Source organism: Klebsiella sp. 28, from assembly GCF_018223905.1.
In the GTDB taxonomy this organism is placed as follows: domain Bacteria; phylum Pseudomonadota; class Gammaproteobacteria; order Enterobacterales; family Enterobacteriaceae; genus Klebsiella; species Klebsiella pneumoniae.
This window is the reverse complement of the sequence record NZ_JAGRQY010000032.1, coordinates 1-22,646: the sequence shown is the minus strand read 5'-3', so window position 1 is coordinate 22,646 and position 22,646 is coordinate 1. Positions and strand designations below refer to the sequence as shown.

Here is a 22,646-nt window from a genome sequence, read left to right as displayed (position 1 = left end):
ACGAGGCTACAAAATGGACGGCGCCATTTTTCTCCAGCAAGTGGTCAATGGAATGAGTCTTGGGGGCATGTACGCCCTGATTGCCATCGGTTATACGATGGTTTATGGCGTGCTGCGGCTGATCAACTTCGCCCATGCGGACGTGATGATGGTCGGCGCGTTTAGTACGCTGTTTTTATTTTCTTCGGTTGGGCTACCCTTCGGGGTAGCCGTTTTCCTGACCCTCGGGCTGTGCGGCCTGTTTGGTATGCTGATTGACCGGGTCGCCTATCGTCCGCTGCGTCAGGCCTCGAAAATCTCCATGCTGATCACCGCCATCGGCGTCAGCTTCTTTCTCGAAAACCTGTTTAACGTACTGTTTGGCGGCAGCTCGCGCTTCTTCTCCGCCCCTGACTTTTTCAACCAGACCCGGGCCTTCGGCAGCGTCATCATTACCAACGTGGCGTGGATTGTGCCGCTGATCACCGTCCTGCTGCTGCTGGCGATCCTCTGGCTGCTGTACCGCACCCGCTATGGGATGGCGATCCGCGCGGTGGCCTTTGACGTCAACACCGTGCGCCTGATGGGCATTGACGCCAACCGGATCATCTCCCTGGTCTTCGCCCTCGGCAGTAGTCTCGCGGCGCTCGGCGGCGTGTTCTACTCCATCAGCTACCCGACGATCGATCCCCTGATGGGCGTGCTTATCGGCCTGAAGGCCTTCGCCGCCGCCGTGCTGGGCGGGATCGGCAGCGTCACCGGCGCGGTGCTGGGCGGCTTTATCCTCGGTTTTACCGAGGTGGTCGCCGTGGCGATCTTCCCCGAACTGGGCGGCTATAAAGACGCTTTCGCCTTCCTGTTCTTGATTCTGGTCCTCTTGTTCCGCCCGGTCGGCATTATGGGCGACGAACGTCTGGAAAGGAGCCGTTTCTGATGCTCAACGCGACGACGACCGCCGGGGCGCAGCTGCGCAACCTGGTCATTATTGTCATCTGTATCGCGCTGCTGGCCGGAATCAACGTGGTTTTCAATGACTACATTGTTCGTGTCATCAGCACCATTTTTATCTTTATGATCCTCGCGGTCAGCTACAACCTGATCAACGGCGTGACCGGCCAGCTGTCGCTGGAGCCGAACGGCTTCGTGGCGGTGGGCGCCTACGTGACCGCCCTGCTGATCCTCTCCAGCGACAGCAAGGTAGACATGTTTGAAATGGCCGCCCCCAGCCCGTGGATCCTCAGCCTGCACGCGGGCTTCCTCCCTGCCCTGCTGATAAGCGGCCTGTGCGCGGCGGCGCTGGCGGTGTGCCTCGCCGTGCCGGTCTTCCGGGTACGTGGCGACTACCTGGCCATTGTCACCCTCGGCTTTGGGTTTATCATCAAGATCCTCGCCATTAACAACCCGCAAATCACCAACGGCGCCATCGGGCTGAACGATATTCCGCAGCAGCCACATCTCCTGTTCTGGTGCGGACTGTTCGCCCTGCTGGCCACCGGCATGATCCTCCAGCTGGTGTGGTCGAAGTATGGCCGGATGATGAAAGCTATTCGCGACGATGAAGATGCGGCGATCGCCATGGGGGTCAACACCTTCCGCATTAAAACCTGCGCCTTCGCCACCAGCGCCTTCTTCGAAGGGATCGGCGGCGGTCTGCTGGCTTCCCTGCTGACCACCATTTCCCCGGGGCTGTTCGACTTTATGCTCACCTTCCAGCTGCTGATTATTATCGTCCTCGGCGGGCTCGGCAGCACCACCGGCGCCCTGCTCGGCACCGTGCTGGTGGTCGGCAGCGGCGAGTGGCTGCGCTTCCTCGATCAGCCGCTGCAGTTCTTCGGTCACGATCTCGGCGCGTACCCGGGCCTGCGAATGGTGGTCTTCTCCCTGCTGTTGCTGATCATCATGCTCTTCGCCCGCGAGGGGCTGCTGGGGAAAAAAGAGATTTGGCAGACCGGAAGAAGGAGCGGCGGCTATGGCGGAAAATAACGTTATCCTGCAGGTGCAGGACGTCACNNTCACCATGCAGTTCGGCGGCCTGCGGGCCATCGACAACGTCAGCTTCCATGTTGACGAGGCGGAGATCTTTGGCCTTATCGGCCCTAACGGCGCGGGCAAAACGACCCTGTTTAACGTCATTACCGCCAACTATAAACCCACCAGCGGCAGCGTCACCCTGGCGGGCACGTCGCTGAAGGGGCTGAAGCCCAACCAGGTGGTAAACGCCGGGATCGCCCGCACCTTCCAGAATATCCGCCTGTTTAACTCCATGACGGTGCTGGAGAACGTGATGGTCGGGCTCGACCGCGCCAGCCGCTACTCGCTGCTGGAGGCGGCCCTGCATATTGGTCGCTACTTTCCGGCCGAGCGGGCGGCGAAAGCCAAAGCGATGGCTATCCTGGAGGATATCGGCATCGCCCACTTCGCCCATATGCAGGCCACAAACCTAAGCTATGGCAACCAGCGCAAAGTGGAGATCGCCCGCGCGCTGGCCACCGCGCCGAAGCTGCTCCTGCTCGATGAGCCGGCCGCCGGGATGAACCCGAAGGAGACCGAGGATCTGGCGGAGCTGATCTTCCGCATGCGCCATGACTATCAGCTCAGCGTCCTGTTAATCGAGCACGATATGCCCTTCGTCAACCGCCTGTGCGAGCGGGTGATGGTTCTGGAGTACGGTAAGCCGCTGTTCAGCGGCCTGATGGCCGAGGCGATCCAGCATCCGGACGTCATTTCCGCTTATCTGGGAGAAGCCAATTATGCTTAACGCCCGGGAACTGAAGGTCTTTTACGGCGTGATCCAGGGTCTGAAGGGCGTCGATATCGACGTCTATGACCGGGAAATCGTCACCCTGATCGGCAGCAATGGCGCCGGTAAAACCTCCACCCTGAACGGGATCGTCAACCTGGTGCGCTCCAGTGGGCGCGTCAGCTTCCTCAACGACGATATCTCACGCAGCCAGACCCACCAGATCGTGCGTCGCGGGCTGGCGCTGGTGCCGGAGGGACGGCGCGTCTTTACCAACCTGACCATCGAAGAGAACCTGCGCATGGGCGCTTACAATAATCTCGCCGGCTACGCCCGCCTGCGCGATCGCATGTACGCCCTCTTTCCGCGGCTCAAGGAGCGGCGCCATCAGATGGCGGGCACCATGAGCGGCGGCGAGCAGCAGATGCTGGCCATCGCCCGGGCGCTGATGAGCGAGCCGGTGTTATTGATGCTGGATGAACCGAGCCTCGGGCTGGCGCCGAAAATTGTCGGCGAGCTGTTCGGCATCATTAAGCAACTGCGCGAAGAGAATATGACGGTGCTGCTGGTGGAGCAGAATGCGACGGCCGCGCTGGCGATCGCCGATCGGGCGTATGTCCTGGAGAATGGCCGGATCACCTTGTCAGGCGCGGCGCGGGAGATGCTGACTAATCCGGAAATTAAGCGGATGTATCTGGGGGGATAGGCATGGTCAAAACTGCCTGGGCTGCGGCGGCGCCTCCCGCGATGCCGCAACCTCAGGCAGTCTCTTGCTACACAAAGCACACCTCGTTCCAGTAGGCTTCTCGCGTCCTGCGTCGCTCAGTATGTCTTATCATGACGGAACCACCGGGTTTCCACGTTGCCAATGTCCACGCCGTAGAGGCTGGCTACCGGCAGGATCGCCTCCATGACGCGCTGGGTATCCTGCTGTCCGGCTTCACCGTTGGACAAAAAAGCCAGCCAGCCCGTTAACCGTTGCCACAATGCCACTTTCGTTTTCTCCTCTGTCGGGAAGCGAATCGCCTGGGTCTATTTCAACCACAGTTGGCCGGGCGCGGGAAATATTAATTCCGAATTTGCAATCCTGGCTGGCGCATATTACCCCCGGTCCTATCACCCTCTCCCTGGCCCTCTCCCTGAGGGAGAGGGGATCGCCCGGCAGTCGTTGCCGTCCTGGTAAAACGCCAGCGGCGCATAAAGAATACCCATAGTTTTGTTAAGTTCTTTTTGGTTATAGATAAGAATTTTTTCTTCTTTGCCGCCGACGGGCAATTTGTGGGAGCGTGATGTCCACAAAACAAAACAGGGATTCAGGGGAAAAACTATGCGCAATAAAACCACAAAAATCGCACTGGCGCTGGGTATGCTGCTGCTCGCCTCGCAGGCACAGGCGGACCAGCTGGCTGACATCAAAGCCGCCGGCGTCGTAAAAATCGCCACCTTCGACGCCAACCCGCCGTTCGGCTCCGTGGACGCCAAAACCCACCATATCGTCGGCTACGACGTTGACTTTGCCCAGGCGCTGGCGAAAGCGCTCGGCGTCAAACTCGAGCTGGTGGCCACCAACCCGGCCAACCGTATTCCGCTGCTGCAGTCCGGCAAAGCCGACCTGATCGTCGCCGACATTACCATCACCCCGGAGCGGGCCCAGGTTATTGATTTCTCAACGCCGTATTTCGTCACCGGCCAGCAGTTCCTCGTGCCGGCCGGCTCTCCGGATAAGCTCGATGAGTACAGCAAAGCGCGCATCGGCGCGGTGAAAGGCACCACCGGCGAACAGGCCCTGCACCAGCGTTTCCCGCAGGCTCGCGTCCTCTCCTATGACGATATTCCGCTGGCCCTGACCGCCCTGCGCAACGGCAACGTCCAGGCCATCACTCAGGACAGCACCATCCTCGCCGGTCTGCTGGCGGAAGCGCCGGATAAAGCCAAGTTTAAAATTCTGCCCGACCTGCTCAGCAAAGAAGAGATTGGCGTGGGCGTGAAGAAAGGCGAACCGGCCCTGCTGAAGGCCGTCAACGATGAGCTGGTGAAGCTGGAGAAAACCGGCGAAGCCGCGAAAATTTACGATGTCTGGTTTGGCCCTGCCACCAAAACGCCGCAGCCGCGCGCCTTTACCATAGAAGCGAAATAATATGTTCTCGGGTTTACTCTCCCACTCCGCGGCTCCGGCCGCGGATTTTTCACGTCTGCAGCGCGCCAGCATTACGTTCCGTGATGTGGCCAAGCGCTACGGCGATCATCAGGTACTTAACGCCATCAACCTACAGGTCGAGCCCGGCGAAGTAGTGGCGATCCTCGGCCCTTCCGGATCGGGAAAATCGACGCTGATCCGCTTGATCAACCAGCTCGAATCCTTAAGCGGCGGCGAGATCCTGATCGACGGCAAACCGACCAGCCGGCTGAGCGGCAGCGCCTTGCGCCAGCTGCGCAGCCGCGTCGGCTTTGTCTTCCAGCAGTTCAACCTTTATGCCCACCTGACGGCGCAGGAGAACATCACTCTGGCGCTGGAGCGCGTTCATGGCTGGGAAAAAAGCGCGGCTCAGGCGCGGGCGCTGGCGCTGCTGCGTCAGGTCGGACTGGAAGAAAAAGCGCAGCAGATGCCGGCGCAGCTCTCTGGCGGCCAGCAGCAGCGGGTGGCCATCGCCCGCGCCCTGGCCTCCTCGCCGCAGATTATCCTGTTCGATGAGCCCACCTCGGCGCTCGACCCGGAGATGATCGGCGAAGTGCTGCAGGTGATGAAAACCCTCGCCCACAGCGGGATCACCATGCTGGTGGTGACCCACGAGATGCAGTTTGCCCGCGAAATTGCCGACCGGGTGGTGTTTATCGACGGCGGCGACATCCTCGAAGTCGCCCCGCCGGCTGAGTTTTTCGCCCATCCGCAGCATGCCCGCGCGCGGCGTTTTCTGCAGAAGGTGCTGGATCCGCTGCACCAGGAGAGCCTCGAGTGACGCCGATGCTTGACTGGCACGGCGTCCTGAGCGGGCAGCCGTTGCAATGGATTATCTCTGGTTTTCTCACCACCGTCTGGGTCAGCGTCGCCGGGATCCTGCTCGCCACCCTGCTGGCGGTCCTGCTGCTGGCCCTGCGCCTCGGCGGCGGACGCGCGGGGCGCGGACTGGTGGCCGCGTGGGTCTCGTTGTTTCGCAATACCCCGCTGCTGGTCCAGCTGCTGTTCTGGTACTTTGCCGCCTGGAACCTGCTGCCGCTGGCGGTGAAGGAGGTGGTGAACGACGAACACGCCTGGTCCATTCTGCCGGGCAACGTCTGGTGGCTGACGCCGGAGTTCCTCTGCTCAATGTGGGGGCTGGGGGTCTTTACCTCCGCCTTTCTGGTGGAAGAGATCGCCTCCGGACTGCGCGCCGTCAGCCACGGGCAGCGGGAAGCCGCGCTGTCGCAGGGCTTTACGCCGTGGCAGGAGCTGCGCTTTATCCTCCTGCCGCAGGGGCTGGCCAACGCCTGGCAGCCGATTGTCGGCCAGTATCTTAACCTGATGAAACTCTCATCGCTGGCCAGCGGCATCGGCTTTGCGGAACTGACCTATCAGGTGCGGCAGATTGAGAGCTATAACGCGCACGCCCTGGAGGCGTTTGCCGTCGGCACCGCGCTGTACCTGGCGCTGGGGGTGGCGATGGGCGTGGCGCTCACGCGTCTCGGCCCGGGAAGAAAACTGCAACGGAGCGCCCGACATGAACGCTAATCTGGCGGTGATCGCCGATAACCTCGATTACCTGCTGTGGGGCCGACTGGCGGAGGGCCAGCCCGGCGGCGTGGCGCTGACCCTGCTGATGGCCATCGGCGCCACCCTGCTGGCGCTGCCGGGAGGCATTGCGCTGGCGGGCCTGGCCTGGCGCTACGGCGGGCTGGTGCGGCGTCTGCTGTTTCTGTGGGCGGAAATTATCCGCGGCATCCCGCTGATATTTGTCATCTTCTGGCTGTGGTATCTGCTGCCGATGCTGACCGGCGGCGATCTGCCCGGCGCGGTGACCGTGACCCTGGCGCTGGCGTGGTTTACCGCCGCCTCGGTGATGCACTCGGTGCTGGCCGGGCTGCAGTCGCTGCCGAAAGGACAGTATGAGGCGGCGCTGACCCAGGGGTTCGCTCCCGGGCAAACGCTGCGCCTGGTGCTGCTCCCGCAGGCGCTGCGCAACGTTCAGCCGTCGCTGGTGGGGATCTTTATCGGCCTGCTGAAGGACACTTCGCTGGCGTTTATCGTCAACGTCCCGGAGCTGACCACCGTGGCCGGCCAGGTCAACAACCGGGTGCAGATCTATCCCCTGGCGATCTTCGTCTTCACCGGCGCGGTGTACTACCTGCTGTGCTGCGGTCTGAGCCTGCTGGCCAGCCGGCGCTTTACCCGCCGAGCGACCACCAGATAAGGCTCACTCCGCGGGACGGGGCTTCAGCGGACAGGTATCGCTGATCTTAATAAATTTGTCGTTATAGACCAGATAGTGGTTCCCCGGCTGGCGCAGCGCCGGCTGGCGAACCACGTCCCCGGGACGCAGATACCACGCGTCCCCCTCCTCTTCGGTCGAATCGCATCCGGGCTTAATCAGCAGCTTAAACCAGGTATTGCCGGTGTTGCTCACCGTCCCGGCCACCTTATCGAAAGACCATTTAAACTGCACTTCGCGCGGGCGCACCACCAGAATGGTATCCATCACCACCACCGGCTCCATGCTGACCTCGCCGCCGGTCGGGCTGCGCCTCGTCAGGTTGCGGGTGGGGATTTCGCGAAACGAGACCCGATAGTAGCGCTCGCGGTTATCCCGCGGCCCATGATAGTAAAATTTAAAATACTCGCTCTCACCTGCCTGCAGCACCAGCTGGCGGGGGGCGAACAGCAGTTCGCCATCCACCGGCCGGGAGCGGACTTCGCTGCCGCCCGGGCGATCGATGGCGCTGACGGCGATGCGGTACAGCCGCGCGCTTTTATTGTTGTTGACCACCCGTTTGCTGGCGAAATCCGCTTCGGCAGGCAGGGAAAAGGTCAGGTTACCGACCGAGATCGCCTGCGCCAGCGGCGCTGCCAGCAGGCAGCCCACCGTCAGCAGGGCCTTAGTTAATGTTGCGCCACGTCGCCTGGACATGAATCTCTCCTGAAGCGCTGACTTCGCCAAACCAGCCGTTATCGTCTACCGTCCGCAGCGAAATGGCGTTATCCATCGGAATCGAAAATTTCACCGTGGTCTTATCCATCTGCCCCACTTCGCCGGAGATATCGGTCCACGGCGTGGTCAGCCACAGCGCATCGGTCATATCCCGCCAGCTGTCATCGCACCCGGCATCGTAGGTCTGCGTCGTGCCGCTGCGGGTGATAAAAGAGAGCGTCGCCGGGAACGGCACTTTCGCCGTACCGTCATCGGAGCTGAAGAGACAGTAGGAACGCCCGCCAATCACCTGCGCCGGTCCGGTCACCTTGATCAGCACTTCATCGGCGGCCGTTTTACCGCTGGTGGTGACGATGTAGCCGAAATCGAGCGCCGGTTCGCCGCTGCCGACATACCCCTCGCGCGACGGCGCCGAGGTATATTCGTCGGAGATAATGCTGATGCTGAAATCACGAGGCTTGATAATCAGCGTGTTGGAGGTGGAAAACTCATACCAGCCTGACTCCGGCGAGGTGGTGTTCTGAAAGCGAAAGTTGAACAGATCCTTGGTGTTGATATCGCTGATCCCGAGGTTCACCATCTGTTTAAAGAAGTTGCTGGAGAAGAAAACATAGATCGAGTCCGAGCTCTTCATCTCGTTGAAGGTGTAGTAATAGGCGGTATTGCTCACCGGCTTCCAGGAGCTGCCGTTGAGGCTGAACTGCATATCGTACGCCCCGACGGCCGAGGCCAGCGACGAGTTGGCGATCGCCGGGAAAATATGGATCGAGGTGTTGCTTAAGCCGTTGGTCTGCAAGGTATAGTTGACCATCTTACAGCTTAATCCTGAGCGGCTGCCGATGGTCTGCGTCCGGCAGTCGGCGTTCCCTTCCCCGAGGGTCGGCACGCCATCGCTGTTGATAAACACCTCCGCCAGCGAGTGGGTATTAATCAACCGCAGGTTCGCGGCTTTGGTGTGGGTGACGTTGCGCACATACCAGTTACCGGAGGCCTGATCCTTACAGCGCGCGCCGCTGCTGGCATCGTAGTTCACCGAGGTCTGACAGGCATTGATGGTCATCGTAAAGCTGCCGCCGACCGGCATCTGCTGCAGATATTGATAGAAGGCGTCTGACATCATGCCGTGCATCCACTTCGCGCCGCCGCTGGTCACCGTCGCGCCGTAAAACCCGCTGGCGTCGGTGGTCTGCGGCAGGATCAGGCTGGTAGCCATATCGCACCCGGCGTACCAGTTGATGCAGCGCAGGCCGGTTAAGGGGTGTGAAACCGGTGAGTTTTCCAGCCACATATCAAACTTCCAGTTGGCATTGAGCCCGGTGTTGTAGCCATTATCGATATAGCCGAGACTCTGCTGATAGATGGTCCCGGAGCCGGTGTATTTTAAGCCGGTCCAGCGGTTAGCGCCGGTCATACGCGGATCCAGCGCCCCGCCGGGGGTGACGAAAAAGTTGTCGTCGGAGTTGTTTTCCACAAACACAAACTCGCGCGCCGGCGCATCCGACCAGGTGGTCTTGGTCACCGCCGCCCTGAGCGCGGCTGCCGGCCAGAGCAGCGCGAGGATCGCCAGCGCCATCAGTGCATTAACTTTCATTCTCTTCTCCTGACTGCTGCACCGCCGCCCACGACGAGAGGCCGCTGCAGACCACATCCCCGACCCAGACGGCGCCGCGCGCCTGGCTGAGCTCCAGCGCCACTTCGCAGGTTTTATTGCCGCCGTAGCTGAAATCGATAGTGGGGTATTTCTTATCCACGTCCATGACAAACTCGCCGTTTTCATCGGTGCGGGTACGGCCGATATGGTTGTTAATCCGCGCATTCGCCAGCAGCGTGCCGTCTTCTGCACGAATACGGCCGGAGACGGTGACCATCTGCTTCACCTCTGGCTCAATCACCGCGACGTTGCCCGGATAAAGGGTCAGATGACTCTTGCGCCCGCTGACGATGTCGTAGCTGTCGAGCGAGTTTTTGCTGTTCTGCAGCTCCACCTCATAGCGACCATAGGGAGAGAGCGGCAGGTAGTTACGCTTGCCGCTGAGCGGGAAGATCCGCCCGTTAACCCTGGCGCTAATCTGACCATCGTCCTCCAGCCCGGTGTTGAAGATCACCCCGGCGTTACCGTCGGTTCGTCCGCTGGCGGCGATGTTTTTGCCCTGCCAGCCGACGCTGCCGCTGGCGGTGAGGTTGGTGTTGACGTAGCCGTCCGCCGCGCTGTTGACGTTCAGCGTGCCGCTGGCGTAGCGGGCGTCGAACTGGGCATACGCGCCGCCGCTGAGGGTTTTGTCATCCCCGGTATCGCCGGAGATGGCCCGCGACAGATTGGCGCCGATGGTGCGAATAGTGCCTTCATCAAACTGCTTGCGCGCTGAGAGGTTAGCCATGGTGTAGCCGTTCTGATGGGTCATCCCGGCGCTGAACCAGTTGCCCAGCGGCAGCGACAGATCGAGGGCGATATATTTCCCGGTGTTGGCGCTGCTGTCGCCATTGTTATAGCGCTGGATCCCCGCCCGCAGGCCGAGCGAGCCAAAGGCGCCGCTGTAGACCGTCTGATAGTAATCCGCGGTGTAGTAATGGCTGTTGTAGCGACGGTCATCGTTGTAGCTGACGCTGAACGTCCCCAGCTTCGACCACAGCGCGTTCAGGTTGAGGGTGCCGCCGATCGCCCGGTTGTCGGCATCGCTGCGCCGCAATTGATCGCCAATGCGGGTTCTCTCCTGGTTAACCCACACTGAACTGAATCCCCCGGGCAACGTGGCGCTGATGCTGCCGACGCTGCTCCACGAGCTGTCGCTGGCCAGCATGTTTTGCAGGTTAACGTTGATCGACTCGCCCAGCGGTAGCGTCAGGCGGGTTTCCCCCACCGCCTGGTTGTCGTAGCCATAGCCCGTAGCCGCCCAGCTCAGGGTGCTGAGCGACCCGGAGGCCGAAAGGCCTGCCAGCCAGCTCTCTTTCGCCGGCCGGGTCTTTTTCCCGCTCTCTGACCAGCGATCCATATGAAAACTGCCGCCCCATACCTGCCACGCCAGCGGCGCGCCGGCGCCGCGTCCCCGGCTGAACAGCTTATTGACCCGCTGGGTGCGTTTGCTGACCACCCGACCATTGACGATCACCTCCACTTCCACGTCGTAAATACCGTACGGCAGGCCGCGGGTATCCACTTCATGGTTGCCCATAGCGAAGTTCTGGACGCTCAGCAACCGACCGTCACGGGTGAGATGCACCTCGCCCGCCGCCGGCAGAAAGGCGATTACCGGCGTGGCGGACTGGCTGTTGTCGAAGACGGTAGAGCTGGCCTGGTTCCCCCAGGAAAGGCCGTAAATCTTACCGGCCGAAATAGCGGTCATCGGTCCCAGGGACTGCAGGTTCCAGGTGTCAAGCATCCCGCCGGCAAAGCGGTGGCCGGCGAAATCGCGCTCATACATGGCCTTATATAATTCACTGTCCTGCTGACCGCTGCCGATGCCGTATAGCGAGCCGTCGAGCACCACGTGATGCTCCCGCAGCGCCGTGACGTTGTTCAGCGACAGGTAGCTGGAGGTGTTGCTCCCGCCGTTACGCATCTGGTTGTTATAGACGCCGAGGTTATAGCTCAGGTTGCTGCTGAGAGCGTTAACGCTGGACTGACCGATATCTTCGCTGCGCGAGCGCAGGACGGTGCCCAGCGCCTCGCGCTTGACCACCAGCTGCAGCAGCAGCTGGCGCAGGCTGAGATCCAGCTGTGCGCTGTCGGTCAGGGGAATGGTGAGCGCCTCGCTGAACGGGGCGTTGGCCAGGCCAATCAGCTGCTGGCGGGTCTGTTCGCTGACGCTGGCGTTACCTTCGCTCTCCTCCAGCTGGATCTGTCGAACGCGCAGCTGGCCGCCGTCCAGCCAGATAAAGGCGCTGCCGATCCGCTGATCGTCCCGGGTGCTCTGGCTGCCGGCGAGATGAATATAGAGCGGGACGCTCATGCCGTCCTGCAGCGCCTGGCTGAAGGCCTGCGGAATAATCACCCCGCCAATCTGCTGCGCGCCTGCGGCGGCAGCGCTGACGTCGGGCTGAACGAACAAAAAGATCATGCCGAAGGCAAGCCGCGTTTTCAGTCCTGGGGTAATCCATCGTTGAGGCATCGTCGTTATCCATCTACACAGCTGTCTATTTCACGGGAACAAACTGCTCACCCTGCCAAAGCGCCACCCGTCCTTTTTTATCCGCCGTGTCCACGCGCGTAAAACGGCGCGATTTACCCGGCATCAGGTAGTAATTCTCTTTACATTCCTTACCATCGGCGGCCTTCAGGCAGGGGCCGTAGGCGAGGATCCGCAGCGTCGCATTCCCGGTGTTGGTCAGAGAGCCGTTGGCGTACTGAAAGCGATAGTTCACCTGCCGGGGCGCCACCACCAGGATGGTGCCGATGCGGGCGGAAGCAGTGGCCACCGCGCTGCGGTTGGCGTTATCGCGTTGGGCATCGCTGAGCGCCTGATCGAACCAGACAATGCGGTAGTAGCGCTCTTTGTCATCCGCCGGGCCTTTGTAGAAGAAGCGGATCACATCGCTGGCCTGGGCGGGTAGCAGCAGGCTGGCGGGAGTGAGCAATACCTCATCCGGTTTGTCCATCGGGATAACCTGCCCGCCGTCCAGCGGGGAAGAGAGCCGTTCGAGATGGATATTGATCAGTCGACCGCTGTCTGTGCTGTTCTTGATCGTTTTGCTCAGCGTGCTGCTGCCGCTGTTCATAAAGGATGAAATATCGCCGACATCCAGCGCCTGCGCCGGCGACACCCCGGCAAGCAGCAGCCCGAGGGCCAGAAGGTGCTTTTTCATAACAATTCCGTCCGTGAAAAAAGCAGGGGGGGATCCCCCTGCTGGTGCATCAGAAGGATCAGCTGGTCCAGGTGGCGTCGAACTGTACGCTGACGTCGCCGCTCCAGATCCCTTCCGGCAGAGTGCTGTAATCGGTCACGGCGGTGGTGCCGTTGGTGGTGCCGCTGATGATGGAGAAAGTGAAACCATCCTGCGCTGTGGTACGGCCGCTGGCGTTGTAGCCATTAGCCAGCGCGCTGAGGTTGCCGCCCATAATATTGTTGGCGGTATCGATCATCACGGTATCGCCAGTTTTTTCCACCGCGGCGCCGTTATAATCCACGCCCACGCTCAGCGTGGAGCCGGAGGTATCCAGCTGGGTTAAGGTGTTGGTGATAAGACGCGAGGTCAGCTTAAAGGCGGTCGCCGTTGTGTCCCCCTCAATCGCCACGTCAAACAGACCTTTCTGCGAGTTAAAGCCTTTAATGCCTTCGGCGTACTGGAACGCCAGGCTGCCGAGCGGGGTCACAACCAGCTTGCTGGTGGTGTCTTTTTTAGCGGTCGCAGACCAGGTCGCTACAGCCTGAGCCGTTACGTCAGCAGCCTGCGCCACGCCCATACCGGTAAACGCCGTTACCAGAGCTATTGCCAGAACCTTTTTTTTCATCGCTTTTTCATCCTGAGTTGAATTAAGGACATGATGTCCCGGTGAACCATTTAAAAAACAGAATTGCCTGGGTGTTACTGAACTAACTTATATATTTTGGAATACAGTTTGGCCTCAGCATTACGCCGATGGGTATACACTGTCTTCACGCTACAATTTTCAATTCTGGCGATCGATTTCGGCTGCATGCCCTGGGCGGTCATGCGGATAATTTTCATTTCCCGATCTGTAATTTTATCTTTCTTAATATCTTTGCGGAGAAACCTGCCATTAATTACATAGGCCAGTTCTTTTCGAATATCGCGACTCAGACCAACATATACCACCCCGCGAATATCGCTATTGTAATACCAGTAGTTCGCTAAGGCCTCTGATTTCCTGGCCGCAATCAATACGACCTGTTTCCCCTTTACCGCGGATAGCCATTCGCTGTCACGCCTGATAAATTCGTTTAATGAAGCCGTATTGAGATTGATAAACACAAAATCTTTTCTGATTTTCTCCAGTGAGAGATAAATTAATTCGTCGATGTCTACAATCAGTTCGGACAGTCCTTTATAGAAATAGGAGTCATCGGCAGACCAAATATACTTATCGGAACAGCTTTTATATTCCATATAGTTTTTAACCTCATAGTCCTTGAAGTAATCATTTTTACAACGTCACTGCTTGCCAGGCCTATAAAGTTTACTGGCGTATTCGTTTCCTTTAATAAATCGCCATTAAATAAGACACGCATTACTTATCAATATTGGATAAGCGGGGATTAAACTATAATTATTTTCTGCTTGGCGTTGAATTTAAGTTTTTTCCTATGGAGTGTCAACATGCGGAAAGGCAATGAATTTCGCGTCCAGGTCAATATTTACAAAAACTGAAAATATCAAATTTTTGAGCGCCAGAAAAAGACATTTATTTTCATAAGGTTATTGGTAATATAACCGTCAATTCTTATCTGCGCTTTATATTATCAAGGATCTTCGCCCTATTATGTTAGGAATATTCTTAATGGAACTCTTGAATGGCTTATCAAATAAACCGGATTTAGCACAAAAGAAAGGATATAAATCTACAAATAAAGAAAAACCAGGATGATTCACCAACACATAAGACTCATGAATAGATTAACCTGCCGCACAAAATAGTTATGTATATGTTAATACATGCGGGATGTTGAATGCTAAACAAAGGCAGACGCATTATCTATTCGATTAAACAGTCTTCTTCATCAAGATTAAGCGAAGATTGCCGAAGGCTGTCTACGCCTACGAACCGGTCTGTCCCCGCGTCCTCCAAAGCATAGCGGCTTTTCGGCGCTTCGCCAGCCGCCAGCATGCCGCACGCGTTGAGCCGCTGGCCGTCGCTCTTTCACGCCAGTTCACGCTTTGTTCGCAATACCGTCATCGAAATTTCATATAAAGACCTATTAATAGTGGCCAGTTAATGACGAACCTGGACACTCTTATGAACAGCTCTCTTGCCGCGGTGGCCGAAACTGATTTCCAGCCGTTCACCGATCCCGCTGCCGGCCGGCAGCGGAAGGTCTTAAGCGTGCGTAATCTGAGTAAAGCTTATCAAGCCCAGCACAAGGTGCTGGACGGCATCAGCTTTGATCTGCACGCCGGGGAAATGGTCGGGGTCATTGGCCGCTCCGGCGCCGGTAAATCGACGCTCCTGCATGTCCTCAACGGCACCCACAGCGCCAGCGGCGGAGAAATTCTTAGCTACCCGGAAGTCGGTACCCCGCACGATGTCTCACAGCTGAAAGGCCGCGCGCTCAATGCCTGGCGTAGCCACTGCGGAATGATTTTTCAGGACTTCTGCCTGGTGCCGCGCCTCGACGTGCTCACCAACGTCCTGCTGGGCCGCCTCAGCCAGACTTCAACCCTGAAATCGCTGTTTAAAATCTTTCCCGCAGCCGACCGGGCGCGCGCCATTGCGCTGCTTGAGTGGATGAACATGCTGCCGCACGCGCTGCAGCGGGCGGAGAACCTCTCCGGCGGGCAGATGCAGCGGGTGGCGATCTGCCGGGCGCTGATGCAAAACCCCGGGATCCTGCTGGCCGACGAGCCTGTCGCCTCGCTGGATCCGAAAAACACTCAGCGCATCATGGATGTGCTGCGCGAGATTAGCGAGCAGGGTATCAGCGTGATGGTAAACCTGCATTCGGTGGAGCTGGTCAGGGCCTACTGCACCCGGGTTATCGGCGTCGCCAGCGGCCAGCTTATTTTTGACGATCACCCCTCCCGGCTGACGCAGGATGTGCTGCAGCGGCTGTACGGCGATGAAGTTAGCCAATTGCATTAATTTCACTCACACGGGCAACATAATGAAAAAATATATGACTGGCGCAGTTCGTTTATCCGCAATGGTCGCGGGCATGATGATGGCATGGCAGGCAGCGGCGGCGCAGCCGAAAGAGCTCAATCTGGGCATTCTCGGCGGCCAGAACGCCACCCAGCAAATCGGCGATAACCAGTGCGTGAAGGCCTTCCTCGATAAAGAGCTGAACGTGGATACCAAACTGCGCAACTCTTCCGACTATTCCGGAGTGATCCAGGGCCTGCTGGGGGGCAAAGTCGACGTGGTGCTGAGCATGTCCCCCTCCTCCTACGCCTCGGTTTATCTCAATAATCCGAAAGCGGTGGATATCGTCGGCATCGCCGTGGACGACAAAGATCAGTCTCGCGGCTATCACTCAGTGGTGATCGTCAAAGCCGACTCCCCATACAAAACGCTGGACGATTTGAAAGGCAAAGCCTTCGGCTTCGCCGATCCGGATTCCACTTCCGGGTATCTGATCCCTAACCATGCGTTTAAAGAAAAATTTGGCGGTAACGCCGACAACAAATACAACAACACCTTCTCCAGCGTCACCTTCTCCGGCGGCCATGAGCAGGACATCCTCGGCGTGCTGAATGGCCAGTTCGCGGGCGCGGTCACGTGGGCCTCGATGGTTGGCGATTACAACACCGGCTACACTACCGGCGCGTTCAACCGCCTGATTCGCATGGATCATCCGGATCTGATGAAGCAGATCCGCATTATCTGGCAATCGCCGCTGATCCCGAACGGCCCGATCCTGGTGAGCAATGCGCTGCCGGCGGACTTTAAGGCGAAGGTCGTGGCGGCAGTGAAAAAGCTGGACACCGAGGATCACGCCTGCTTTATCAAAGCGATGGGCGGTACTCAGCACATCGGCCCGGGCAGCGTGGCTGACTTCCAGCAGATTATCGATATGAAACGCGAGCTGGTGAGCGCGCGTTAATCCTGCCTCAACGCCGCCTGCTTGCCCCGTGGTGAGCGGCGGCGCTACGTTGAAGATCCCCGACGCATGAAGACGACCCACACCGAATTTGAACGCTATTACCAGCAGGTACGCTCGCGGCAAAAGCGCGATGCCGTCTGCTGGTCGCTGCTGCTGCTGGCGCTCTATTTTGCCGCCGGCAGCGCCGCGGAATTTAATCTGCTGACTATCTGGCACTCGCTGCCCCATTTCTTTGACTATATGGCAGAGACCATTCCGCCCCTGAGCGCCGGCAACCTGTTCGCCGATGTGCAGACCAAAGGGTCGCTGGCCTGGTGGGGCTATCGCCTGCCGATCCAGCTGCCGCTGATCTGGGAAACCCTGCAGCTGGCGCTGGCCTCGACCCTGGTGGCGGTCGCCATCGCCACGGTTTTCGCGTTTCTCGCCGCCAATAACGCCTGGTCCCCGGCGCCGGTGCGCTTTGCCATTCGCGTGCTGGTGGCGTTTTTACGCACCATGCCCGAGCTGGCGTGGGCGGTGATCTTTGTGATGGCGTTCGGCATCGGCGCGATCCCGGGCTTTCTGGCGCTGATGCTGCATACCGTCGGCAGCCTGACCAAACTGTTCTACGAGGCGGTGGAAAGCGCGCAAAACAAACCGGTACGCGGCCTGGCGGCCTGCGGCGCGTCCCCGCTGCAGAAAATTCGCTTCGCCCTCTGGCCGCAAGTGAAACCGCTGTTTCTCTCCTACGGCTTTATGCGGCTTGAAATCAACTTCCGCTCGTCGACCATTCTCGGGCTGGTGGGCGCGGGCGGCATCGGCCAGGAGCTGATGACCAACATCAAACTCGACCGCTACGATCAGGTGAGCATCACCCTGCTGCTGATCATTCTGGTGGTGTCGGCGCTGGACATGCTGTCCGGTCGTCTGCGCCTGTGGGTACTGGAGGGTAAGAAATGAGCGTCTGGCACATGCAACCGGATCTCGCCGCCAGCCGGCGGCAGCATAAGCAGCTCTATCAGGTCCAGGGGCGCTACCTGCTCTACGTCGGGCTGGTGGCGCTAGCCTGCCTGCTCTATTACGTCTGGTTTTTTCTGCAGTTTGGTATCAGCGGCGAGCAGCTGACCACCGGCCTGCAGCAGATTGGCCGCTACCTGGCGCGGATGTTCGTCTGGCACGACTTCTGGAACTGGCCGTTCGGCTATTACTTTACGCAAATCGGCGTCACCCTGGCCATCGTCTTCGCCGGGACGCTGACTGCCACGGTGCTGGCGCTGCTGCTCTCCTTCTTCGCCGCCCGCAACATCATGCGCGGCGTGGTGCTGGGGACCCTCGCCCTGCTGATGCGCCGCCTGTTTGATGTGCTGCGCGGGATCGACATGGCTATCTGGGGGTTGATTTTTGTACGCGCGGTAGGCCTCGGGCCGCTGGCCGGGGTGCTGGCGATCATCATGCAGGACACCGGTCTGCTGGGACGGCTGTACGCGGAAGGACACGAAGCCGTGGACCGATCTCCCGGGCGCGGGCTGACCGCCGTGGGCGCGAATGGCCTGCAAAAGCATCGCTTTGGCATTTTTACCCAGTCGTTCCCGACCTTCCTCGCGCTTAGCCTGTATCAGATTGAATCCAACACCCGCTCCGCGGCGGTGCTGGGCTTCGTCGGCGCCGGCGGTATCGGGCTTATCTATGCCGAGAATATGCGTCTGTGGAACTGGGATGTGGTGATGTTTATCACCCTGCTGCTGGTGGCGGTGGTAATGATCATGGACACCCTCTCCGCCTGGCTGCGCCGTCGTTATATCGGCGGCGCCGCGGTGCCGCTGTATCAGAGCGGACGCTAGCGCACATTTGCGCCGGATGGCGGCTTCGCCTTATCCGGCCTACTCGTCCGGCTCCGACTGTCTGTAGGCCCGGCAAGCAACGGCGCCGCCGGGCGATGGCATCAGGCACGGAGCTGCGTTTATGCCGGGTGGCGGCTTCGCCTTATCCGGCCTACTCGTCCGGCTCCGACTGTCTGTAGGCCCGGCAAGCAACGGCGCCGCCGGGCGATGGCATCAGGCACGGAGCTGCGTTTATGCCGGGTGGCGGCTGCGCCTTACCCGGCCTACTTGTCCGGCTCCGACTGTCTGTTGGCCCGGCAAGCAACGGCGCCGCCGGGCGATGGCATCAGGCACGGAGCTGCGTTTATACCGGATGGCGGCTGCGCCTTACCCGGCCTACTCGTCCGGCTCCGACTGTCTGTAGGCCCGGCAAGCATTTATCCGCTCCGCTATTCCAGCCGCCAGCTCAGCACCGGCCAGCCGTATCCGGCACCGGCCGCCTGCAGCTGCGGACAGGGATTGACCAGCCGCACGCGATCCGCATGCAGGCACAGCGGCAGATCGTTAATGGAATCGGTATAGAACGTCACCTCGCCGTCATACTGCGGATGCGCCTCGCGCCACTGCGCCAGACGCGCCACCTTCCCCTGCTGATAGCTGGGGATCCCGGTGATTTCACCGCTGTAGCCGCCGTCGACCATCGCCACGTCAATACCCAGCGCCTGATCGATCTCCAGCGCGGCGGCCACCGCCTGCACCAGCAGGCTAACCGAGGCGGAGATAATCAGCATCTGCTCTCCCTCGGCCCGCAGACGACGAATGAGCTCCCACGCCTGCGGATAGACCCGGGGCAGGATCGCCTCGCGTACGCAGCGGGCCACCAGCGCGTCAACGTCCGACTTCGGTATTCCGGCCAGCGGCGCCTGGATCAGGGCCACATAATCGGCGATATTCATCTCTCCCCGGTCATAATCCGCCATTAGCCGCGCCTCGCGGGCAAGATACCCCTTCTGCGTCGCCAGCCCTTCGCGAACCATAAACTGGCTCCAGACCGTACTGCTATCGCCCTGTATCAGGGTGTTATCGAGATCAAAAATCGTCAGCGTGTTGCCCATGGTACTTTCCCTTACTGGTCAAAATAAGCTGCCGGGAGCATGCGTAAAAAAGATGACAGGAAAATGAACCGGACGCCGCAGCGCCCGGCTCGCCATCAGCCGGCGCGGACCTTCGCGGTGCGGAACACCAGCACGATCCCGCCGACGATCGCCATCATACCGATCATCGCCGCCGCCGGCAGCCGGTTGCCCAGCAGCAGATAATCCAGCAGCGCCGTGATCGCTGGCACCAGATAAAAAAGGCTGGTGACATTGACGATATTTCCCGCGCTCAGCAGACGGTACAGCAGTAGCTGGGCGACCACCGAAATCAGCAGCCCGAGAAACAGCACCGGAATAATCAACCCGGCGTTAACGGTAAACTGGAAGCCGCTGACCGGGGCAATCAGCAGGCACAGCCCCAGACTAACGGCATACTGCAGCGGCAGGACATCCGCCGGCGCCTGACGGCTGCGCTTTTGCCACAGCGCGCCAAAGGTCATCAGCAGCAGCGCCGCCAGCGCAAACAGGATCCCCACCGTCGCCATCGGCGAGGCCGCCAGGCTGCGCCACACCAATAGCACCAGCCCCGCCAGGGCAAGCAGCAGTCCTGACAGCCGCCGCCCCTGCAGGCGGCGCTCCACCACGCAAAGCGTAAGGATGGGCTGGATCCCCATGATGGTGGCGATAAGTCCCGGCGTCACGCCGTTGGCCATCGCCTCGAAGTAACAGACCGAATAGCCGCCAATCAGCATCAGACCGGTGACAGCTGTCTGCAGGCGGGTGCCCGGCGCGGGCAGCCAGCGCCGACGGACGATAGCCAGCGGCGCCAGCGCGACCAGGGCAACCAGAAAACGAAAGACCAGCAGCGCCATCGGCGAGGCGTTATCCAGTCCCCAGCGGGTGAAGATGGCCGCGCTGCCCCACAGCAGCACAAAAAGGGCCGTTGCCGCCTGCGAGGCGAGCAGAGAATAGCGAACGTGCATAGCATGCTCCAGAACGTCAAACACAAGGTATCAAGCGTCATACCGGCAGGTAAGCGCCTGCTAAAGACGGCGTTAAGCGCCGAAAACTACCCGGTCTGGAGGGGGAGGCGGTGGGCAGAGCGTGGCGAAGCGATGATGAGGCGCAGACGTCATCCACCCCGCGTCGAAAGCGGCGCCGGGCAAAGTCTCGCTAGAGATGGCGTAATGCGTCATGGAATGCCTCGTGAAATGTTCCTGTCAGCATCCTGGCACAGACCGTTGCGGAGTGACAACTGCCCTTTATGGCTGATCCAGCCCGAGGTTGTTTATTTTTAATCGTAAATAAACGTAAAGGCGGCCTCGGCTTATTCAGCCGTGGTTTTTAATCGGCTATAAAACAAAGCAGTCTGCTTGCTACTTCGAAAATAACGATATGAAGCCAAAACTGACGCATGCTCTCTTTTTAATTCCTTTTTTGTTGTTGGCAGGATGCTCCTCCTCACCGAAACAGGCAAAGAACACAAAATCTCATGCGGATATGACCATTGATAGCGGATCGGACGATCTGATCCCGGTGGTGGCGGCCCTGCATGATCAGATGCACACCTGGCAGGGAACCCCCTATGAATGGGGCGGTACTGAACAAAGCGGCGTCGACTGCTCGGGTTTCGTCTGGCGCACGCTGAAGGATCGCTTTAACCTGCCGATGGAGCGGATCACCACCCGCGAGCTGCTGCACATGGGCGTGCGGGTCAATAAGCGGGATTTACGTCCCGGCGATCTGGTGTTCTTCCGCACCCGGGCCGGGATGCACGTTGGCTTTTACGATACCGATCATAATTTCCTTCACGCCTCGAGCAGCCAGGGCGTGATGCGCTCTTCGCTGGACAACCCTTACTGGGAATCGGCGTTCTATCAGGCGCGTCGTCTGCCGAAGGAGTATAACGCGCAGATCACCATGAACAGCGACACCCTGCATCTGGCGAAGAATCGCCGCTAAAAAAAAGCCGCAGCCAGGGCTGCGGCGGGTGGTTCTGCGGTTAATCAGAACTGGTAGGTCATACCCAGCGCGACGATGTCGTCATCGTTGATGCCGAGTTTGTTATCGCTTTTCAGCTGGTTGATTTTGTAATCCACGAAGGCGTTCATGTTTTTGTTGAAGTAGTAGGTCAGGCCCACGTCAATGTAGTTAACCAGATCCTCACTTCCCACCCCTTCGATATCCTTCCCTTTCGACAGCACATAGCCGAGGGACGGACGCAGACCGAAGTCGAACTGATACTGCGCCACCGCTTCAAAGTTCTGCGCTTTGTTGGCAAAGCCGCCGCTGATCGGGGTCATCTTGCGGGTTTCAGAGTACATGGTCGCCAGGTAGATATTGTTGGCGTCATATTTCAGGCCGGTCGCCCAGGCTTCCGCTTTCGAACCCTGGCCGCGGGCCAGCAGGTTCTGATCGTTGGTACGGTCGGAGCTGGTGTAGGCTGCGCTGACGGCGAAGTCGCTGCCGCCGAAATCATAGCTTAACGAGGTGCCGACGCCGTCGCCGTTCTGTTTCTTCGCTTCACGGCCTTCGTTTTTACCCTGGTACTGCAGGGTCAGATCCAGGCCATCCACCAGACCGAAGAAGTCGGTGTTGCGGTAGGTCGCCAGGCCGCTGGCGCGCTTGGTCATAAAGTTATCGGTCTGGGCAGAGGAATCGCCGCCGAATTCCGGGAACATATCGGTCCAGGCTTCCACGTCGTACAGGGCGCCAAGGTTACGACCGTAATCGAAGGAGCCGTAGTTCTTCAGCTTCACGCCGGCGAACGCCAGACGGGTTTTCTGGCTGGAGTCGCTCTCGGTTTTGTTACCGGAGAATTCAGATTCCCAACGGCCATAGCCGGTCAGGTCGTCGTTAATCTGCGTTTCGCCTTTAATACCGAAACGCACGTAGGTCTGATCGCCATCCTTGCTGTCATAGTCGCTGAAATAGTGCATGGCTTTGATCTTGCCGTACACATCCAGCTTGTTCGCGTTCTTATTATAAACTTCCGCTGCCTGCGTCGCTGTTGAAGCCACAAAGCCCATCATCATTAATGCCAGAGTACTCTTTTTCATTATTCAGTCCTGGTGATTTATTTATCCGCGCTATTCAATTGCGGGCGCTCGCCCATCAAAAACTGGAGGTTTTTTAACGCCGGGATATTAAATATTTATGACAAGATGGAACTTTTTATAAAAAAGGGTATTTAAATG

At 59.2% G+C, this 22,646-nt stretch carries 23 protein-coding genes; 13 read left to right on the top strand and 10 right to left on the bottom strand.

Translation table 11 applies throughout. The features are described 5' to 3' along the window. The first annotated feature begins 13 nt into the window (after positions 1-13). The 4 genes from KHQ28_RS06405 (at position 14) to KHQ28_RS06390 (ending at position 3,425) form a co-directional block, all read left to right on the top strand. Complete coding sequence (locus tag KHQ28_RS06405) at positions 14-913, top strand: branched-chain amino acid ABC transporter permease (RefSeq protein ID WP_002890128.1); 900 nt, start codon at positions 14-16, stop codon at positions 911-913. Further along, positions 913-1,962: a branched-chain amino acid ABC transporter permease gene (locus tag KHQ28_RS06400; protein WP_004144594.1), complete on the top strand. Its 1,050-nt coding sequence runs from the start codon at positions 913-915 to the stop codon at positions 1,960-1,962. Before KHQ28_RS06405 ends, KHQ28_RS06400 begins: the two co-directional genes overlap by 1 nt. After that, entirely contained in the window at positions 1,949-2,737 is a 789-nt protein-coding gene (locus tag KHQ28_RS06395; RefSeq protein WP_211777574.1) for an ABC transporter ATP-binding protein, read from the top strand. Before KHQ28_RS06400 ends, KHQ28_RS06395 begins: the two co-directional genes overlap by 14 nt. Further along, entirely contained in the window at positions 2,730-3,425 is a 696-nt protein-coding gene (locus KHQ28_RS06390) for an ABC transporter ATP-binding protein (protein WP_002890126.1), read from the top strand. Before KHQ28_RS06395 ends, KHQ28_RS06390 begins: the two co-directional genes overlap by 8 nt. Positions 3,426-3,541: 116 nt before the next feature. Here KHQ28_RS06390 and KHQ28_RS06385 read toward each other — a convergent pair whose 3' ends face one another. Continuing rightward, positions 3,542-3,712, bottom strand: coding sequence for a hypothetical protein (locus KHQ28_RS06385; RefSeq protein ID WP_002890108.1), 171 nt, complete (start codon positions 3,710-3,712; stop codon positions 3,542-3,544). A 334-nt stretch (positions 3,713-4,046) separates the two neighbouring features. Here KHQ28_RS06385 and KHQ28_RS06380 point away from each other — a divergent pair, with 334 nt between their 5' ends. The 4 genes from KHQ28_RS06380 to KHQ28_RS06365 are packed head-to-tail and all read left to right on the top strand — an operon-like array spanning position 4,047 to position 7,104. Continuing rightward, entirely contained in the window at positions 4,047-4,856 is an 810-nt protein-coding gene (locus tag KHQ28_RS06380) for an ABC transporter substrate-binding protein (protein ID WP_032419364.1), read from the top strand. 1 nt (position 4,857) lies between these two features. Then, positions 4,858-5,676, top strand: a complete 819-nt coding sequence (locus KHQ28_RS06375) for an amino acid ABC transporter ATP-binding protein (protein WP_004151355.1) — start codon at positions 4,858-4,860, stop codon at positions 5,674-5,676. After that, positions 5,673-6,425: an amino acid ABC transporter permease gene (locus KHQ28_RS06370; protein WP_004178715.1), complete on the top strand. Its 753-nt coding sequence runs from the start codon at positions 5,673-5,675 to the stop codon at positions 6,423-6,425. Before KHQ28_RS06375 ends, KHQ28_RS06370 begins: the two co-directional genes overlap by 4 nt. Then, on the top strand, positions 6,415-7,104 hold the full coding sequence (locus tag KHQ28_RS06365; RefSeq protein ID WP_004178714.1) for an amino acid ABC transporter permease: 690 nt from the start codon (positions 6,415-6,417) through the stop codon (positions 7,102-7,104). Before KHQ28_RS06370 ends, KHQ28_RS06365 begins: the two co-directional genes overlap by 11 nt. Before the next feature lie 3 nt (positions 7,105-7,107). On the opposite strand, the gene KHQ28_RS06360 is transcribed toward KHQ28_RS06365, so the two are convergent. The 6 genes from KHQ28_RS06360 to KHQ28_RS06335 all read right to left on the bottom strand — a co-directional run bounded on the left by KHQ28_RS06360 (position 7,108) and on the right by KHQ28_RS06335 (position 13,902). Next, entirely contained in the window at positions 7,108-7,818 is a 711-nt protein-coding gene (locus KHQ28_RS06360) for a fimbria/pilus periplasmic chaperone (RefSeq protein ID WP_002890061.1), read from the bottom strand. Beyond that, entirely contained in the window at positions 7,787-9,430 is a 1,644-nt protein-coding gene (gene ecpD / locus KHQ28_RS06355; protein ID WP_002890060.1) for a fimbrial adhesin EcpD, read from the bottom strand. The genes KHQ28_RS06360 and ecpD overlap by 32 nt, the downstream gene beginning before the upstream one ends. Further along, positions 9,420-11,945, bottom strand: a complete 2,526-nt coding sequence (locus tag KHQ28_RS06350; RefSeq protein ID WP_023287288.1) for a fimbrial biogenesis outer membrane usher protein — start codon at positions 11,943-11,945, stop codon at positions 9,420-9,422. The genes ecpD and KHQ28_RS06350 overlap by 11 nt, the downstream gene beginning before the upstream one ends. A gap of 25 nt (positions 11,946-11,970) precedes the next feature. Next, positions 11,971-12,639 (bottom strand): fimbrial chaperone EcpB, encoded by a 669-nt coding sequence (locus KHQ28_RS06345; protein WP_004144586.1) that lies wholly within the window; start codon positions 12,637-12,639, stop codon positions 11,971-11,973. 58 nt (positions 12,640-12,697) lie between these two features. Next, positions 12,698-13,285 carry a common pilus major fimbrillin subunit EcpA gene (ecpA, locus tag KHQ28_RS06340; protein WP_002890053.1) on the bottom strand — a complete coding sequence of 196 codons (588 nt, stop codon included), beginning with the start codon at positions 13,283-13,285 and terminating at the stop codon, positions 12,698-12,700. Between the two features lie 74 nt (positions 13,286-13,359). Continuing rightward, positions 13,360-13,902 (bottom strand): helix-turn-helix transcriptional regulator, encoded by a 543-nt coding sequence (locus KHQ28_RS06335; protein WP_004144585.1) that lies wholly within the window; start codon positions 13,900-13,902, stop codon positions 13,360-13,362. 847 nt (positions 13,903-14,749) lie between these two features. Here KHQ28_RS06335 and phnC point away from each other — a divergent pair. The 4 genes from phnC to phnE (KHQ28_RS06315) all read left to right on the top strand — a co-directional run bounded on the left by phnC (position 14,750) and on the right by phnE (KHQ28_RS06315) (position 18,373). After that, the gene (phnC, locus tag KHQ28_RS06330; RefSeq protein ID WP_002890003.1) at positions 14,750-15,592 is read left to right on the top strand and encodes a phosphonate ABC transporter ATP-binding protein; all 843 of its coding nucleotides are present in this window, start codon (positions 14,750-14,752) and stop codon (positions 15,590-15,592) included. A 22-nt stretch (positions 15,593-15,614) separates the two neighbouring features. Continuing rightward, positions 15,615-16,553, top strand: a complete 939-nt coding sequence (phnD, locus tag KHQ28_RS06325) for a phosphonate ABC transporter substrate-binding protein (protein ID WP_002890002.1) — start codon at positions 15,615-15,617, stop codon at positions 16,551-16,553. 66 nt (positions 16,554-16,619) lie between these two features. Next, positions 16,620-17,492 carry a phosphonate ABC transporter, permease protein PhnE gene (gene phnE, locus KHQ28_RS06320; protein ID WP_002890001.1) on the top strand — a complete coding sequence of 291 codons (873 nt, stop codon included), beginning with the start codon at positions 16,620-16,622 and terminating at the stop codon, positions 17,490-17,492. Continuing rightward, positions 17,489-18,373 (top strand): phosphonate ABC transporter, permease protein PhnE, encoded by an 885-nt coding sequence (phnE, locus tag KHQ28_RS06315; RefSeq protein WP_023279252.1) that lies wholly within the window; start codon positions 17,489-17,491, stop codon positions 18,371-18,373. Before phnE (KHQ28_RS06320) ends, phnE (KHQ28_RS06315) begins: the two co-directional genes overlap by 4 nt. Before the next feature lie 428 nt (positions 18,374-18,801). On the opposite strand, the gene KHQ28_RS06310 is transcribed toward phnE (KHQ28_RS06315), so the two are convergent. Both KHQ28_RS06310 and KHQ28_RS06305 read right to left on the bottom strand, forming a co-directional pair. After that, complete coding sequence (locus tag KHQ28_RS06310; protein WP_004177299.1) at positions 18,802-19,467, bottom strand: HAD family phosphatase; 666 nt, start codon at positions 19,465-19,467, stop codon at positions 18,802-18,804. 95 nt (positions 19,468-19,562) lie between these two features. After that, entirely contained in the window at positions 19,563-20,432 is an 870-nt protein-coding gene (locus KHQ28_RS06305; RefSeq protein ID WP_032419365.1) for a DMT family transporter, read from the bottom strand. 412 nt (positions 20,433-20,844) lie between these two features. Between KHQ28_RS06305 and KHQ28_RS06300 the strand changes: the two genes are divergently transcribed. Then, positions 20,845-21,411 (top strand): C40 family peptidase, encoded by a 567-nt coding sequence (locus KHQ28_RS06300; protein WP_004191825.1) that lies wholly within the window; start codon positions 20,845-20,847, stop codon positions 21,409-21,411. A gap of 44 nt (positions 21,412-21,455) precedes the next feature. On the opposite strand, the gene phoE is transcribed toward KHQ28_RS06300, so the two are convergent. After that, entirely contained in the window at positions 21,456-22,508 is a 1,053-nt protein-coding gene (phoE, locus tag KHQ28_RS06295) for a phosphoporin PhoE (protein ID WP_004144576.1), read from the bottom strand. Positions 22,509-22,646 lie beyond the last annotated feature (138 nt).